The following is a 16,448-nucleotide window of genomic DNA, read 5'->3' as shown; positions in this document are numbered from 1 at the left end:
GAGGTGCTTTTTTTATTGCGTTAAAATATCTGTTCCTAAATATGTATCATCTTTATTATAAAACCAAGCTCTAGCTTTGGGCATTTTTATATGATTTATTATAGCTTCATCTTTCAATAAAATATACTCACCACTATCAGGTTTTATTTTACCCTTATCATCGGTTTTAAAAAATTGATAAATCTCCATAGCATAAGTAGTGGGATTAAAATAAAAATACCACACATCACTACCAACTTGAGAGTCATAATCTACCCTAAATGTTAAATAGTCTTTTCCTTTAAATCGTTTCGTCTCAACTTTATCACTTATGTTGGTTCCAGGGTTCTTAAGTTTCATGGGTAAACCATACAAATACGTGTAATAGTTTTTATAAAGCTCGGTTGTTTCACAGTGAGAACGATTTAGTTTTGTTGTTTGTTTGGCAATTCTTAAAGAATCACTTTTAGTTATAATACATGCTCCTTTATCTGAAGTATGTGTAGTTATGAGACTATCTCGTTTTGATATCAACTTAAAGTAAGATTTTGGTAAGTTAATAGTTACTTCACTGTCTCTTTTACCACTATTTGGTGTTTCCATGGTTATAAAAAGTGTGCCATTAAAAGTTTTCCAATTCTCTTCAGGATCGTGATAAGATATGGCTTTTTCTAGCAGCTGTTCACCAGATATATTTTGACTAAAACTTTTTAAATATGTTAAAATTAAAAATAATAGTATTGTAAATGTTTTCATGATAAAAATGAATTAGTTCTCTAATTTAAATTATAAAAACAAAAAGCATCTTGTAAAAGATGCTTTTTTATATTATTTGGGAGTTGATTTTATTCTTCTTCTTCAGAAGTTGTTGTTATTTTTGCTGGTTTTACCGATGCATCATGAGAGTTATAATACTCTTCTAAAAGATTCATAGTGGCATTTAACAAATCTTTGGTTTCTAACAATAAACTAAAATACAACGTCGTGTTTTTTGGACTGGATTCTTCATTACGAGTACGCTCTACTTGTTTTTGAATCTTACTAGTAACAAGCTCTAAAATTTCTTGTTTTCTTCCTAAAATAGTTCCAATTTCTTCAAAAGATCTTGATTCAAATGCATTTTGAGTATTATTAAAAAATGTTTCAAAACGCATATCAACTTCTTTTAACTCTTTTATTTGGTTGAATTTTAGTTTTTTATGGTTGTTACTTACGTGTTTATGGCTTACTTTACTTATGTATTCAAGCGATTGTGCCATGTCTTGCAAGTATCCCAAAATATGAATATAGAAATTACTAGCTCCTACACTAGTTTCGTCTAAATTTTTAATAAAATAGAAAATATTATCCCTTAGTTCATCAACTTCACTAGAAAGTTTAGTAACTTGTTTTTTATTCTTTTTTAATAAATCTAAGTCTTGTTTTGCTAAACCGTTAATTGCAGTACTATATATTTTATTACCACGTTTAACAACATTAGCTATATTATTAGCACTTTCGTGAATAACACCTTGTATAGAACTGCTTTCTGCTTTTTGTAAACTATCTTCAACTTGTAGTTCTTTAGCTTTTTTTCTGTGATTTAAATAGTTTCTAACAAGTAACATAATAGCCAAACTTAGTAATATTGTTAAGGCAATACCTCTTCCGTAAAATAAAATTAAAGCCATTACAGCTGCAGCTGCAAAAGCGCTTAAAGCGGTAAAGAACCATCCACCTATAACATTTAAAACACCTGCAACTCTGTAAACGGCGCTTTCGCTTCCCCAAGCACGATCTGCTAATGAGGTACCCATTGCTACCATAAAAGTTACGTAGGTTGTAGATAATGGTAACTTCATAGAAGTTGCTAACGATATTAATACACTCGCTACCATAAGGTTTACAGCAGCTCTTACTAAATCAAAAGCAGGTAAATCTTCAGATTTTATGGCTTTTGAAACGGAAGGTTTAACAAACTGTTTGTCTATATATTGATTAACTGATTTAGGAATTAGGTTGTTAAAACCTTCAGAAGCAGCAATACTTATTCTAACAATCCCTCTTGAGAGGTAGTTGGGTTCAAAACGTTCTTTTCCTTCATCTTGACGAGATAAATCTACAGAGGTTTTTACTACAGAAATAGCTTTACTAGAAAACCATAAAGTTAAAACCATAATGAGTCCGGCTATAAGTAATAAAACAGGCTTTGTTGGAACTGCTTGTGATAATTCTGTCATTCGATAATCTGTAGCCAAAATACCGCTTTCAAACCAGTGTGTAAAGGCATCATAAGCGGCTATAGGTACTCCAATGAAATTAACCAAATCGTTTCCTGCAAAAGCAACTGCTAGCGCAAATGTTCCAACTACAATAATGATTTTGTAAATATTTATTTTGAAAAAGGAGATTAATAAAAGCGATATAATACTAAAAAAAACAAAGCCAATACCTAATAAAGTAAGAGGATTTGTTGAGATTAAACCTTTAATACTTTCATTCATAAAAGATGCATTTTTAATACCTTTAATTAGAATAAAGTACATGATTGATGTTACTGCAAAACCACTAAATACGGCTCCATAAAGATCTGGTTTTTCATTAAAATTAAAAGATAATAATAGTCTTGAAATAAATTGAATAATGGCTCCAACACTAAAAGCAATCACAACAGATAATAGGATTCCTAAAATAATTTCGATAGCTTTTTCATTATTAATATAGTTACCAACATCTAATAAAGTTTGGGTGTCATCATTAGCAATTTTAATAAGGGCAATACAGACAGAAGCTCCTAAAAGTTCAAAAACTATGGAAACTGTTGTAGAGGTAGGAAGCCCGAGGGTATTAAAAAAATCTAATAATAATATATCTGTTATCATAACTGCCATAAAGACGATCATGATTTCATCAAACATAAATTCACTAGGGTTAAAAATACCTTTTCTTGCAACTTCCATCATACCACTTGACGACATAGCTCCTAATGCTACACCTAAACTGGCAACTATCATGATGGTTTTAAAAGAAACTGCCTTTGAACCAATAGCAGAATTAAGAAAATTTACAGCATCATTACTAACACCAACAACTAAATCGGCTACAGCTAAAAAAGCGAGCGCCACTAGCATGTAAATATAAATATCTCCCATCTAAATGTTAAAATATATTAAAAACAAATGTCGAATTTTTAATCGAACTCAATGTTATGGAAATGTTATGTTCTTTTCAATCTATACTAAAAAAAACAAACTAAAATTACCCTTTATATGAGGTTTTTATTCTATCTATATTCATATGTTAATACTTTTTTATTTGTTAAAATACTGAAAAACAATAATTTATATATTTAATGTTAATTTAATGTTATGTAAGTGTTGTTTAAACGTAAATTTTATAGTATGTTTGTAAAGTAATTATTAATTTAAACCCCACGAAAAATGAAAAATATAGCAATCTTATTTATAGCTTTTTTTACCACTTTAGTATTTGCTCAAAAAGAAAGAACCTTAAAGCTTAACAAAGAAACTAATTTAATTGAAGTTGTTTATTATCATGATAATGGTGTAGTAAGTCAAATGGGGACCTATACTGCTGATGGTAAGTTGGAAGGTAAATGGTTAAGTTTTGATAAAGAAGGAAATAAAACAGTTACTGCATTTTATAGTGAAGGTAAAAAAGTTGGTAAATGGGTTTATGTTATTGATGGAAATTTAAAAGAAGTAGATTACAATAATAATGTAGCTTCACTTTAGAAGTTAAACTCGATATATAAAAAAAGCATCCTAATTTAGGATGCTTTTTGTTTTTTTGTATGTTAAACTAATTTATTGTCTAGTCCAACCTGCTCCCCAAGTAGCATAGTTAGTACCTGTACCATTACCATCACCAGATATAAAATCAGCTTCAGTAAACGTTACACCAGTATCATTTTTCAATTTAGTGGTAACATCGGTAAAAGTAATATTGTTAACTTGTAATTTGTCAGCAATTACAGCGGCTCCAGTTGGGTCCGTGGTATCATTACCGTCTAAATCAAAAGCTTCTACGTAACCAGAAATAACTACATTAGTAAAAATGGCTTCAGTACCTCTTCTTAAACGAATGGCTTCATAAGCACTTGTAGTTGAACCGTCTTGGAATGTATTAGATGAACCAACACCAACAATTGTTACATTATTAATAATTGGGCTTGAGAAAAATAATGGAGATGAGTTATTTCCGAAATCATCATTATATCCGTCGCATTCAAAAGCTTTATCAGAGTTTAAGCTAGCTGTTGGATTTAAAATAGCTTGCACATAAACGTCTGTTAATGTTCCAGACCATCCTTCTGTCCAGTCAATAGAATCATCTTGTAAGTTAATTACTGATACATAACTTGCATTTACAGTACCTCCAAAAAACTCAACACCATCATCTTTACCTTCATATATTTGGATATACTCTACAGCTGTGCCGTTACCTACACCATAAAAGGATAAACCATTATTTTCTGATTGTCCATCTGCAGAACCACCAGAATACTCTATTCTAACATATCTCAATGAACCAGAATCGTCATCAGCTATATTGCCACCGTAAGGTAAACCAGCAATCTCAGAAGTTGAAGTGGCAGTACCAGAAACAGAATTGATAGGTGCTCTACCTAAAAGGATTAAACCACCCCAATCTCCAGCTTGTGGAGAAGAAGCATCAGAGGTAAATACAATAGGGTTATCAGCTGTTCCATTAGCAACTATTTTTGCACCTTGAGATATAGCTATGTAAACATCTGAACCAGCTGCTAGAGCTTGAACTGTCATACCTGCCGGTATAGTAAGTGTTGCACCTGAGGCTATAACTAATGAACCGTTTACTTTATAAGTAGTGTTTGCGTCTAAAGTTAAATCTGATGTATACGTACCAGATAAAAATACAGTTGCTGGATTTTGATTTCCATTACCACCTTCAGTGATATTTGTTACGCTATTATCATTTATAATGATATCTGCGGTGTCGTCATTTGCACATGATACGGAAAGTATAGCAATTGCAACTAAACTTAGTAATAAATTATTTCTCATTCTCATTTGTTTTAAATTTAAGTTTCTTTTTGTTTATATAGTTTTAATTAAAATGCATATTTGAATTGTATACCCAGAGTTATTCCTCTTTTATAACTAGACAGAAGAAAATTGCCATCTGCTGTATTTTCCCTAACTGTTTCTATACTAGGGTCTAATAAGTTTTTTGCACTTAGGTTGATTTCTGTATTTTCACCAATTTTATTTTTTAATATGAAATCCAGTTTAGGAACTGCCTTTTCAACAATGTTTCCCACATCACCAGATCCTAAAGAAAAGATTCTATCTGATGAATAATTAAACACCAAGTTTGCTGCGGGTCTAAAGTTTTCGCTAATGGTTGGCTTATAACTTAAATCTGCATTGATAATAACTGGAGATGCACCTTCAAGTTCATCTGTTGCTCTGTTAAAAGATGTCCCGTAAGACCCTTCTATAGTGCTGTAAAGATCTTGTTCTGTGTGCATATAGGTGAAATTTAAACCAGCAGAAAGTTTAGTTTCATCATTCTCATCTTGAATTAAATTTTTTCTTACTTCTAATTCAACACCTAAAACTTCTGCTTTTTCACCAGTTCTAAAGTAACGTTGTGTTCCAGTAGCATCAGCTGCAAGCACTAAGTTAATAGGATCATTTATTTGTTTTGCGAAGGCACCTATAGAAAGAATTTCTCCTTTAGATATAAACCATTCATATTTTAAATCTAAGTTGTAAATGTCTGAATAGGCTTTGTCAGTTAAATTTACTCCAGTGTTTGTCCCCAATAAATCTTGGTTACCTCCAATTCTGTAACTAATACCTTCGTAAACAAAAGGGGCTATTTCTTTAAACTCAGGAAATGAAATGGTTTTACTGACTGCTAAACGCAAATTTTGGTCTTCATTTATGCTATATTTAACATTGAAGCTTGGTAAAATAAATGTTTCATTTGCTTCAGCAAACCCAGGATCATCTGGACGTAAGTTAATGGCATTATATTCTATACGTTGGTTGTAGCTTTCATATCTAACACCTGGAACAAATAACCATTTTTCACCAATACCTATTTCCAAAGACATATATCCTGCATAAATATCAAGCATTCCTTTGTAAGTATTTTCTAATTTACCAGGGAAATTTGTTTGTGTAATACCATTATTAGGACTTATTGGGTTGAAAACATGTGTTTGGTATAGACCATCAACAAAATTTTGAATATTAAATAAATCATTAAAACTGCGGGTATCAGTAATAATGTAAGCATCAGTATCTATGTTTTTGTAACCATATCTAGAGTTATCAAAAAATCGCTCTCTACTTTTACCATCATAACCAACTATAATTTTAAATTTATCTGAGGCTTTATAACTTAAATCCAATCTACTGTTTAATTCTTCATCTTCAATGTTTTGGAAATAACGTTGGTTATTGAAGTTGTTGTTTTGGGCAAAGTTTGGACTTGTAGATGGGTCGTTGTCCAATAAAGCGTCATAATTTAATAAAGTAAAACGTTTTCTATCTGGTTCATTTGCTATTACACGATTATGCCCTAATCCCCAATCCAATTCAAATTTACCAGATTTGTGTTCCCCATTTAACTGATTAACCAAAACAATGTCTTGATTAAATTGGTAGTTACTCTGGAAAAAACCACTTGGTTCATCAGAGAAATCAAACAATATACCCTGACCATCTACACCATAAAAACCAACTTGGTCTTTTGAGCTATTTATAAACAATGATGTATACTTTAATTTATTATCGTTATTAATCTTGTAAATGGCTGTTGCCATGGCTGTAGAGGTGGTTGAATAGTTGTATTCCTCTGAGTCTGGAAATAATTTATTAAGACCAGCAGTGTAATCAGCTACAACACCATCTCTGTATTCAAAGCTATTATCAAATGACGCTGTTAAGAATAAGCTTAGGCGAGAATCATCTTTAAATGTAAAGGATTTTCCACCAGAAAGACTCACCCCAATATTTATAGGCGTTTCACCCTCTACTGGGTCTGGACCATGAGAAAGTATAACAGCAAAAGGGTTATGGCTATATCTTGCATAATCTCCTAAATACCCCGTGCCTTCATTTCTTAAAAAATCTTTGCCGACAGCTCTCATGTTTGCACCTGAACTTAAAGCTACATCAAAAAAGCCCTGACCCGTATAATCTTTTGAAGTGATATCTATATTTCCAGCTGAAAAATCACCATAAAATCTAGCGGAATACGCTTTGCTCACAGCAATGTTCTCAATGATATCAGAAGAAAAAAGATTTAAGTCTATATTTTTATTATTAATGTTGTTTGATGGTAGTGATAAACCATTCATGGTTGTGTTTAAATATCTATCGCCTAAACCACGAACGTATACATTATTAGAACCTTCTTGTTGGGAAACTCCGGATATTTTAGCAACAGCTCCAGCAGCATCACTAACGCCTTTTTGAGATAACTCTTCGGAGCCTATACTTACTTTAATAGCAGATGCTTTTTTTTGTTCTAATAACAAAGCAGTTACACTTTCTCTTTTTGTAGTCGTAGTAATCACAACTTCATCCAACGAAGCTGCACTAGCACCCATAGGCACATTAACTTCTGTAACTTTTCCAGCAACAATAGTTACTTGTATTTCTTGAGTTTCGTATCCAACAAAACTAAAAATTAAAGTAATGGTTCCTGGTTCTAAATTCTCAAATTGGTATAATCCATCAAAATCTGATGTGGTTCCTTTAGTAGTACCTTTAATTAATACATTAGCAAAAGCTAACGGCTCATCATTATATTCTTTATCTGTTAGTTTTCCAACAACAGAACCTGTGTTCTGAGCAAATGAAAATGTACTTGTTAACAGTATAAATAATAGTATAAAATTTCTCATTAGTTTATTTAAATTTCTTGCTGCAAAGAAACCACCACATTATGAATTAAGTGTTACCTTAGGATTAAAGAACCGTAATTAAAGTGTTAGGTTAATGTTAACTTTTGGAGGTTAATTTTTTATTAGATTACATTTAGTTAACATTAAAAACGAGTTGTTCTATTTTTTTAATTTGATATAAAAAAAGAGCGCAACTTCTAAAAATGAAGTTGCGCTCTTTTTAAATAATTGTTTATTTAAACTTATTTATTTGAAATAGAAGTTGTTTCTTTTTTATCTACACTAGCAAGTGTTAACATTAAATCGTCTAAAGAAATCGAACTAGCTGCTAAGTTTAAATTAATACTAGTTATTTTAGAAGCTGTTACTTTAATTAGAGATTCTTTAGTTTCATAACCTGTAAAACTATAAACTAAAGTGTAAGTGCCTTCTTTTAAATTTATAAATTTGAAAGTTCCTTTTTCATCAGATAATGTTTCAGCACCAGTTTCCTTAATACTAACTTTAGCAAACATTAAAGGAGCGTTATTTGATTCAATATCTAATAAATTTCCAGTAACAGCGCCCGTATTTTGAGCAAAAGATAATGCTGAAATATAAAAAGCAACTAAAAATGTAATTTGTTTCATTATTTGTATAATAATTATACTGCAAATTAACAGCTTTACTATAATCAAGATGTTATGAAAAGATTAAACAACTGTGATTAAAATGTTATCTTAATGTTAAGGGATTTTTTATTTAATTTTTAACAGGAAATGTTATCTTGCCTACACATAAATTTTTACCATGAATTGGGAACAATTACTATCCTTAAAGCGCTTTGGCGATACTAACAAACGCATCCGAAAAGAACAAGACGAAACCCGATTGGGGTTTGAAGTAGATTACGATCGTGTTATTTTTTCTTCTGAATTTAGAAGTCTTCAAGATAAAACGCAAGTTATTCCATTATCACAAACAGATTTTGTGCATACACGTTTAACACATAGTTTAGAGGTAAGTGTAGTTGGGCGTTCTTTAGGAAGACTCGCAGGAAAAAGAATCCTGGAAAAATATCCTCATTTACAAAACATACACGGCTATCAAGCAAACGACTTTGGAGCTATTGTGGCAGCAGCAGCTTTAGCTCATGATATTGGAAATCCTCCCTTTGGTCATTCTGGAGAAAAAGCCATAGGAGAATTTTTCAAAACAGGTTTAGGAAAAAAATATAAAGAACAACTCACGGCAAAAGAATATCAAGATTTGTGTGATTTTGAGGGAAACGCTAACGGTTTTAAAATTTTAACTGAAAGTAGAGCAGGACGCGATGGCGGTTTAAGATTGAGTTATGCAACACTTGGTGCTTTTATGAAATACCCTAAAGAGTCGCTTCCTAAAAAACCATCAAGCCATATTGTCGATAAAAAATATGGATTTTTTCAAAGTGAAAAACAAGGTTTTATAGATGTTGCCAACGAGTTAGGTTTATTTCAGCGAAGCAATAAAGACATTAGTTTTTCAAGACATCCGTTAGCTTATTTAGTAGAAGCAGCTGATGATATTTGTTACACCATCATTGATTTTGAAGACGGTATCAATCTTGGACTAATACAAGAAGAGTTTGCTCTAGAATACCTTATAAACATTGTAAGAGATAAAATTAAAACTAAAAACTATTACGCCCTTACAAACAAGCAAGACCGTGTAAGTTATTTACGTGCTTTAGCCATAGGAACTCTTATTGATGAAGCTGTTGATATTTTTATGAAAAATGAAGAAGCTATTTTAAATGGTGATTTTAATTGTGCGTTACTTGATAAAAGTAAATACGAAGCCCAAATAAATGATATCATTAAAATTAGTATCGAAAATATTTACCAATCAGCAGAAGTTATCGATAAAGAAATTGCAGGTTACGGTGTTATAAATACTTTGTTAAAAACCTACACTAATGCCATAAATAATTGTTACAATAATACTGCTTCAAATTACGATAAGCTTATTTTAAAAGGGTTGCCTAAAACTATTAAAAATCAAGATGATAGTTTATATAACCGTTTATCAAGTATTTGTTATTATGTGTCTCTGCTTTCTGATAGTAAAGCTATTTTGGATTACAAAAAGATAAAAGGGATAAATTTTTAGAGTTTTGAAGTTTAACTATATTTAAATAAAAGGAATTGTGAAAGAAAATTTACTACCATTTCCAAATTCACTTTCAGCCCAAATTTTACCATTGTGTTTTTTTACAAAATCATAACAAAGTATTAGCCCTAGTCCTGTGCCCTTTTCATTTTCAGTACCTAGTGTGCTTATTGTTTCTTCAATTTTAAAAAGTTTATTTAAATTTTCTGGTTTTATTCCAATACCTGTGTCAGTTACAGATATTGTTGTTTCTTTTGGGGTTGAAGCTGCTGAAATTTTAATCTGACCTCCTTCTGGAGTATACTTAACACCATTGGAAACTAGATTTCTAATGATAGTGGTCATCATATTTTTATCTACCATTATCTTCAAATTTTCTTTAATATCATAATGTATGGTGATTTTTTTTACTGAAGAGATGTTATTCAGATAGTTAATTAAATCAGTTAAAAAATCGTTTAGATTAATTAATTCAAGATTAAATTGTAGGCTTCCTTTTTGTGATAAAGACCATTCTAGAAGATTATTTAAAAGAGAGAAAGATTGGTTAGATACCTCTTTAATATACTTAGCATATTCATGAATATTCTCAAAATTTTTTTTTTCAATTTCTTCAATTAATACCCCACTAAATCCTATAAGGGAATAAAAGGGAGCTTTTAAATCATGAGCAATGATTGAAAAGAATTTGTCTTTTGTAAGATTGGCCTCCTTTAAAGATTTTTCAGATTTTTTTAATGCTTCTTCCTTTAGTATGCGTTCTGTAATATTTCTGGCTAAAGCTGTTACACCAACTATTTGGTTAGCATCGTTTTTTATTGGGTTAAAATAACTCTCGTAATATTCTTTATTTTGATCGCCAAAAACACGCACATTAGAATGAGATTCTCCGTTGAGTGCTCGCGTATAATTTTCTAATGCTGCATCCCTGTCTTCCTTGTTACTCATATAGTCTAATACACTAGTCCCGATACGAATATCTGCATTGTAAGCATATTTCATAACGTCTATATGTGCAGAATTGAAATATAAGTAGTTAAAATTATTATCAATTGAGAATAAAATAGTGTCTTTTTGACTCTCTAAACTGGATTTCAGTAATAAACTATATTTTTCTAATTCTATTTCATTTAGTTTATTCTTTGTAATATCTCTACAAGAGCAGGTTACACCTGTTATGTTATTATTGAATAATATTGGAGTAAATGAGGTATGTAAGTAGACTAATCTATTGTTTTTATAAGTATAAGATTCATCGAAACTTAGAGGCAATCCTTTAAGGGATTTGTTATATCTAGTTTTCCAAATAGAAGCAGTTTCAAAAGGTAAGAATTTTAAGATATTATCACCTTGTTTTAAATCTATACCATAAAAATCATGAAAGTGATTATGAAAACTATTGTTTATGTATAGAATACAATAATTTTGATCTATTCCCCAAATAAAATCTGTTATATTATCAATATCAAATTTCACTGTCTACTATTAAAAATATTGTAATCAAATTAATTTCAATTGAAGTTAAACGAATTTATCGTTTTTTTCTGATAAATCCAAGATTCTGATTTCAATTTGTTTAAATCTCTAGACTAAATGTTTTTTTTAAACCATTAATATCTAAACCAATAGATTTTTGTAGTTCATCAAGACTACCATGGTCTATAAATTCATCAGGAATACCAAGTGTTTTAATCATATTTTTGTATTTATGATTTGCTGCAAATTCTAATACAGCACTACCAAAACCACCTTTAATACTATGGTCTTCAACAGTAAAAATAGTATCGTGAGTTTTTAAAATATTATGAAGTAATTTTTCATCTAATGGTTTTACAAAACGCATATCAAAATGAGAAATATCTGAATTAAAAATAGCCTCGGTTATGTTTTTAGCTATCGTGCCTATACTTAAAACAGCTATTTTTTTACCTTTTTTAAGTTGTATTCCTTTTCCAATTTCTATTTTTTCAAAAGGGAGTTTCCAGTTTAAAGTAGTGCCGCTTCCCCGCGGGTATCTAATCGCGATAGGATTGGTTAAACCAATTTGAGACGTGTACATGATGTTACGTAATTCCACCTCATTTCTTGGTGCAAAAATGATGAGATTAGGTATGCATCTTAAATAGCTTAAATCAAAAACGCCATGGTGTGTGGCACCATCTTCACCAACTAAACCAGCACGGTCTAAACAAAAAACAACAGGTAGTTTTTGTAAGGCTACATCATGAATAATTTGATCGTAAGCACGTTGTAAAAATGTAGAGTAAATATTGCAAAATGGTATTAAACCTTGAGTTGCCATACCTGCAGCTAAAGTTACAGCATGTTGCTCAGCAATACCAACGTCAAAAGCTCTATCTGGCATTGTATCCATCATATATTTTAACGAACTACCTGTAGGCATTGCAGGTGTTATACCTACGATATTTTTATTTGATTTAGCTAATTCAAGTATGGTATATCCAAAAACATCTTGGTATTTTGGAGGCTGTTCATTGGTAGACTTAGCAATTAAATCTCCAGTTTTAGAATCGAACTTACCAGGAGCATGATATGTTACTTGATTTTCTTCGGCTTGTTTAAGTCCTTTACCTTTTGTTGTAATAACATGTAAAAATTTAGGGCCTTTTACTGTTTTCAGTCTTTCAAGTTCTAAAATAATTTTATCAATATCGTGCCCGTCAATTGGACCAGAATAATCAAAATTTAAAGCTTCAATTATATTATTTCGTTTTTGAGTTCCGTTTTTTACATGGGTTAAATAGGCTTTTAAAGCACCAACGCTTGGGTCTATTCCAATAGCATTATCATTTAAAATAACTAATAAATTGGCATCTGTAACCCCAGCATGGTTTAAACCCTCAAAAGCCATCCCTCCTGCAATACTAGCGTCTCCAATAACAGCAATATGTTGTTTGTCAAAATCTCCTTTTAATTTTGATGCAATAGCCATTCCTAAAGCAGCCGAAATAGATGTTGATGCATGTCCAACACCAAAAGTATCGTATTCACTTTCACTACGTTTTGGAAAACCACTAATACCACCAAGTTGGCGGTTGGTATGGAAAATTTCTTTCCTACCAGTTAAAATTTTATGCGCATAAGCTTGATGTCCAACATCCCAAATGAGTTGGTCTTCAGGTGTGTTAAAGACATAATGCAATGCTATAGTAAGTTCAATCACGCCTAAACTAGCACCTAAGTGTCCTTCTTTTTTAGCAACAATATTGATTATAAAATCACGTAATTCTTTTGCAAGTTGAGGTAAGTCTTTTTGGTTTAAAAGACGTAACTCTTTGGGTGAGTTTATATGATTTAAAATCGATTTTTGCACATTGCAAAAGTACGAGAATGAATTTGTATTTTTGCTATCATGATACAACCTTTTGATGATATTTACTTTATGAAAAAAGCTATTCAGGAAGCTGAGTTAGCTTTTGAAAAAGGAGAGATTCCTGTTGGAGCAGTTATAGTTATTGATAATAAAATAATTGCAAGATGTCATAATTTAACAGAAACTTTAACCGATGTTACAGCACACGCCGAAATGCAAGCTATTACTGCTGCTGCTAATTTTTTAGGAGGTAAGTATCTTCAAAAATGTACGTTATATGTAACATTAGAACCTTGTCAAATGTGTGCTGGTGCATTGTACTGGAGTCAGATTTCTAATATTGTTTATGGCGCAAGAGATACCGAACGAGGTTGTATTAATTTAAACACAAAATTACATCCAAAAACAACTATTAGAGGAGGTATTTTAGAAGAAGAAGCTTCAGCACTCCTTAAACGTTTTTTTATTGAAAAGCGAAATTTAAATTAATTCTTTTAAACTACTGAAAGATAGTATGAGATTGATAAATATATGCAAATAAAAAAGATTCTATGATTATAAAAACAACAACATTAGTTATTTTATCATTCCTAATTTTATTTAGCTGTAAAGCACAAGAAAAGCATTCAAAAATGGAGAAAGTAGAATCTGTTCTAATAGCTAAAGGTAATCTTTATGGATCGGGTTCTGAAGGTATTGTTGAACAAAATTTAATTATTTCAAACCAAAAGGATTGGAATGATTTATTAATTAAAATGGATTCTATAAATAAAGTTTCTAATAGTTTTTTAGAAACCAATATAGATTTTTCTTTATTTAATGTGATTGCAGTTTTTGATAAGGTAAGGGGTAGTGGAGGTTATAGTTTAAATTTAAATATTGTTAATGACTCTGAAAATATTTTGATAAATACAACTTATTTATCTCCCAAAGGTATCGCAAATGCTATAATGACGCAACCTTTTTGTTTAGTTAAAATATCAAAAACTGACTTGAAAGTGATATTTAATTCAAATTAATATCTTTTCATTTTTAGTTATTTGAATTAATACTTTTTATCTTTTTGGTTTTCACGCATTTTATCTAAATTTTCTTTAGTTAGCATATAATCTTTTACGTCTTTATCTTTCCATCGGTGATATGAAAATAAGGGAAAGACTAACAAAAATAAACCCAAGACTCCAAAACCAACTAGTTTTTGAGCATAGTCAACCTCTAAATAAAAACCTAAAGCAATGCTTACAAATGCGGCTATGGTTAATATTAATATAACATATTTCATAATTAATGATCTTTAAAACTATTTGGTGAAATTAATTAATTGCTGTCTGTACGCTGTTAGCAATTTAGATTTAGAGATATAACCGTAATATTTACCATTTTTAATAACAGGTAAATTCCAAGCACCGCTGGATTTAAAAATATTCATGATGTCGTTCATAGAATCTTCGTCATAATTAATAATTCCAGCATCAGCATGCATCAAACTGGAGGCGTCAACCTTGTTATATAAATCTGAATCAAACATCATATGCCTTATATCATCTAAACGTATAACTCCCAGAAACTCATCATTATTGTTAACAACAGGGAAGTGGTTTCTTGAAGATTTTGCTACCGCTTTTGTTAAAATATCACCAAGATTCATATCAGGTTTTAACACAATAAAATTGGTCTCAATAACTTTATCAATATCTAAAACCATAAGCACATTTTGATCTTTATCGTGCGTCATAAGTTCTCCTCGCTCTGCAAGTTTAAGTGTATAAATGGAATGAGAAATGTAGTATTTTGTTATAGCGAATGATATAGCAGAAACTATCATTAAAGGAATAAACAATTCATACCCGCCAGTAATTTCAGCAATTAAGAAGATAGCTGTTAATGGAGCATGTAAAACACCTGCCATCAAGCCAGTCATCCCGATAAGTGTAAAATTTGATTCAGAAACTTGAAAATCTAAACCAATGTTATTAATTATTTTAGCAAAGGCATTGCCAATAGCGCTTCCCATCACTAATGTAGGTACAAAAACTCCTCCAACACCGCCAGCTCCAAAAGTAGTAGTCATGGCAATGGCCTTAAAAATAGCGATGCCTAATAATAAACCAATTACAATCCAAATGTTTGATAAATCTAAGTTAAAAGGAGTTAAACCAATAGCTGCTAAATGGTCGCCTTTAAGTAAATTATTCATAATACCATAACCCTCACCGTAAAGTGGTGGTATAAAATATAACATGGTACCTATAGCTAATCCCCCCATTAATAGGCGTTTTGCTCTACTTTCAAATTTTTTAAAAAAGTTAGTAATACCAAAAAAAACTTTGGAAAAATATACAGAAGCAAGCCCCGTAACTATACCAAGAATAGCATAGAATACAATATCATTTACTTGAAATTTATCTGTTAATTCAAACCTTAATAACACTTCTGTTCCTAAAAACATATATGATGTTAAAACAGCAGATACAGAGGCTAATAAAAGGGGAACTAATGATGTAAAAGCTATATCTAAACTAAAAATTTCTATTGCGAAAATGATGGCTGCTATTGGCGCTTTAAACATGGAAGCCATAGCGCCGGCAGAAGCACAACCAATTAGAAGCATTCTCGTTTTGGTGTTCATGTGAAACAAACGAGCAGCATTTGAACCTAAGGCAGATCCTACACTTACAGCTGGACCTTGTAAACCAACAGAACCACCAAACCCAACAGTTAGAGGCGCTGTAATTAAGGCTGCATAAATATTGTATCTTGGGATAATACCATTTAGTTTTGAAATGGCATAAAGAGTTGAAGAAATACCATGTCCAATGTGTTTTTTTAACCAAACTTGCTTAATTATATAAACTAAAAGAAGCCCAATAATTGGAAAAATAAAATACAATGAATTTTGATAATTTTTTAAAAAGCTTAATTCAAAAAGTAGTCTTATATAATGTGTTATGTTTTTTAAGGTAACAGTGCCTATACCAGCAAGAAAACCAACCAATATACTGAGTGCATATATAAAATTCCTTTCAGAAATATGTTTATATTTCCAAATTAAAAATTTGCGTAACAGACTTTTAAAGTTAAAAGGCATATTATAAAGTTACT

13 protein-coding genes are annotated in these 16,448 nt (G+C 30.8%); 4 read left to right on the top strand and 9 right to left on the bottom strand.

Annotated features, from left to right (window positions below):
* Positions 1 to 12: 12 nt before the first annotated feature.
* Both AC1XJX_RS03465 and AC1XJX_RS03460 read right to left on the bottom strand, forming a co-directional pair.
* The gene (locus AC1XJX_RS03465; protein ID WP_482002567.1) at positions 13 to 735 is read right to left on the bottom strand and encodes a DUF6503 family protein; all 723 of its coding nucleotides are present in this window, start codon (positions 733 to 735) and stop codon (positions 13 to 15) included.
* Positions 736 to 824: 89 nt separating this feature from the next.
* Positions 825 to 3,110, bottom strand: a complete 2,286-nt coding sequence (locus AC1XJX_RS03460) for an inorganic phosphate transporter (RefSeq protein WP_482002566.1) — start codon at positions 3,108 to 3,110, stop codon at positions 825 to 827.
* Between the two features lie 288 nt (positions 3,111 to 3,398).
* Here AC1XJX_RS03460 and AC1XJX_RS03455 point away from each other — a divergent pair, with 288 nt between their 5' ends.
* Positions 3,399 to 3,713, top strand: coding sequence for a toxin-antitoxin system YwqK family antitoxin (locus AC1XJX_RS03455; RefSeq protein WP_482002565.1), 315 nt, complete (start codon positions 3,399 to 3,401; stop codon positions 3,711 to 3,713).
* Between the two features lie 72 nt (positions 3,714 to 3,785).
* Here AC1XJX_RS03455 and AC1XJX_RS03450 read toward each other — a convergent pair whose 3' ends face one another.
* The 3 genes from AC1XJX_RS03450 to AC1XJX_RS03440 all read right to left on the bottom strand — a co-directional run bounded on the left by AC1XJX_RS03450 (position 3,786) and on the right by AC1XJX_RS03440 (position 8,511).
* Entirely contained in the window at positions 3,786 to 5,024 is a 1,239-nt protein-coding gene (locus AC1XJX_RS03450) for a multidrug transporter (protein ID WP_482002564.1), read from the bottom strand.
* A gap of 47 nt (positions 5,025 to 5,071) precedes the next feature.
* Complete coding sequence (locus AC1XJX_RS03445) at positions 5,072 to 7,882, bottom strand: TonB-dependent receptor (protein WP_482002563.1); 2,811 nt, start codon at positions 7,880 to 7,882, stop codon at positions 5,072 to 5,074.
* A gap of 242 nt (positions 7,883 to 8,124) precedes the next feature.
* Complete coding sequence (locus AC1XJX_RS03440) at positions 8,125 to 8,511, bottom strand: carboxypeptidase-like regulatory domain-containing protein (protein ID WP_482002562.1); 387 nt, start codon at positions 8,509 to 8,511, stop codon at positions 8,125 to 8,127.
* 160 nt (positions 8,512 to 8,671) lie between these two features.
* On the opposite strand from AC1XJX_RS03440, the gene dgt reads away from it, so the two are divergent.
* On the top strand, positions 8,672 to 10,012 hold the full coding sequence (dgt, locus tag AC1XJX_RS03435) for a dGTP triphosphohydrolase (protein ID WP_482002561.1): 1,341 nt from the start codon (positions 8,672 to 8,674) through the stop codon (positions 10,010 to 10,012).
* A 21-nt stretch (positions 10,013 to 10,033) separates the two neighbouring features.
* On the opposite strand, the gene AC1XJX_RS03430 is transcribed toward dgt, so the two are convergent.
* Entirely contained in the window at positions 10,034 to 11,488 is a 1,455-nt protein-coding gene (locus AC1XJX_RS03430; protein ID WP_482002560.1) for a sensor histidine kinase, read from the bottom strand.
* 100 nt (positions 11,489 to 11,588) lie between these two features.
* The gene (gene dxs / locus AC1XJX_RS03425; protein WP_482002559.1) at positions 11,589 to 13,346 is read right to left on the bottom strand and encodes a 1-deoxy-D-xylulose-5-phosphate synthase; all 1,758 of its coding nucleotides are present in this window, start codon (positions 13,344 to 13,346) and stop codon (positions 11,589 to 11,591) included.
* Between the two features lie 39 nt (positions 13,347 to 13,385).
* On the opposite strand from dxs, the gene AC1XJX_RS03420 reads away from it, so the two are divergent.
* Positions 13,386 to 13,835, top strand: coding sequence for a nucleoside deaminase (locus AC1XJX_RS03420; RefSeq protein ID WP_482002558.1), 450 nt, complete (start codon positions 13,386 to 13,388; stop codon positions 13,833 to 13,835).
* Between the two features lie 62 nt (positions 13,836 to 13,897).
* Positions 13,898 to 14,365 (top strand): protease complex subunit PrcB family protein, encoded by a 468-nt coding sequence (locus AC1XJX_RS03415; RefSeq protein WP_482002557.1) that lies wholly within the window; start codon positions 13,898 to 13,900, stop codon positions 14,363 to 14,365.
* A gap of 26 nt (positions 14,366 to 14,391) precedes the next feature.
* Here the strand turns inward: AC1XJX_RS03415 and AC1XJX_RS03410 are convergent, their stop codons facing one another.
* Positions 14,392 to 14,628 (bottom strand): hypothetical protein, encoded by a 237-nt coding sequence (locus AC1XJX_RS03410; RefSeq protein ID WP_482002556.1) that lies wholly within the window; start codon positions 14,626 to 14,628, stop codon positions 14,392 to 14,394.
* A gap of 18 nt (positions 14,629 to 14,646) precedes the next feature.
* Positions 14,647 to 16,434: a chloride channel protein gene (locus tag AC1XJX_RS03405; protein ID WP_482002555.1), complete on the bottom strand. Its 1,788-nt coding sequence runs from the start codon at positions 16,432 to 16,434 to the stop codon at positions 14,647 to 14,649.
* Positions 16,435 to 16,448 lie beyond the last annotated feature (14 nt).

The sequence above is a fragment of the Flaviramulus sp. genome (assembly GCF_982512915.1).
Note: the sequence above shows the minus strand (reverse complement) of the source record. Positions and strands in the feature narration are given on the sequence as shown.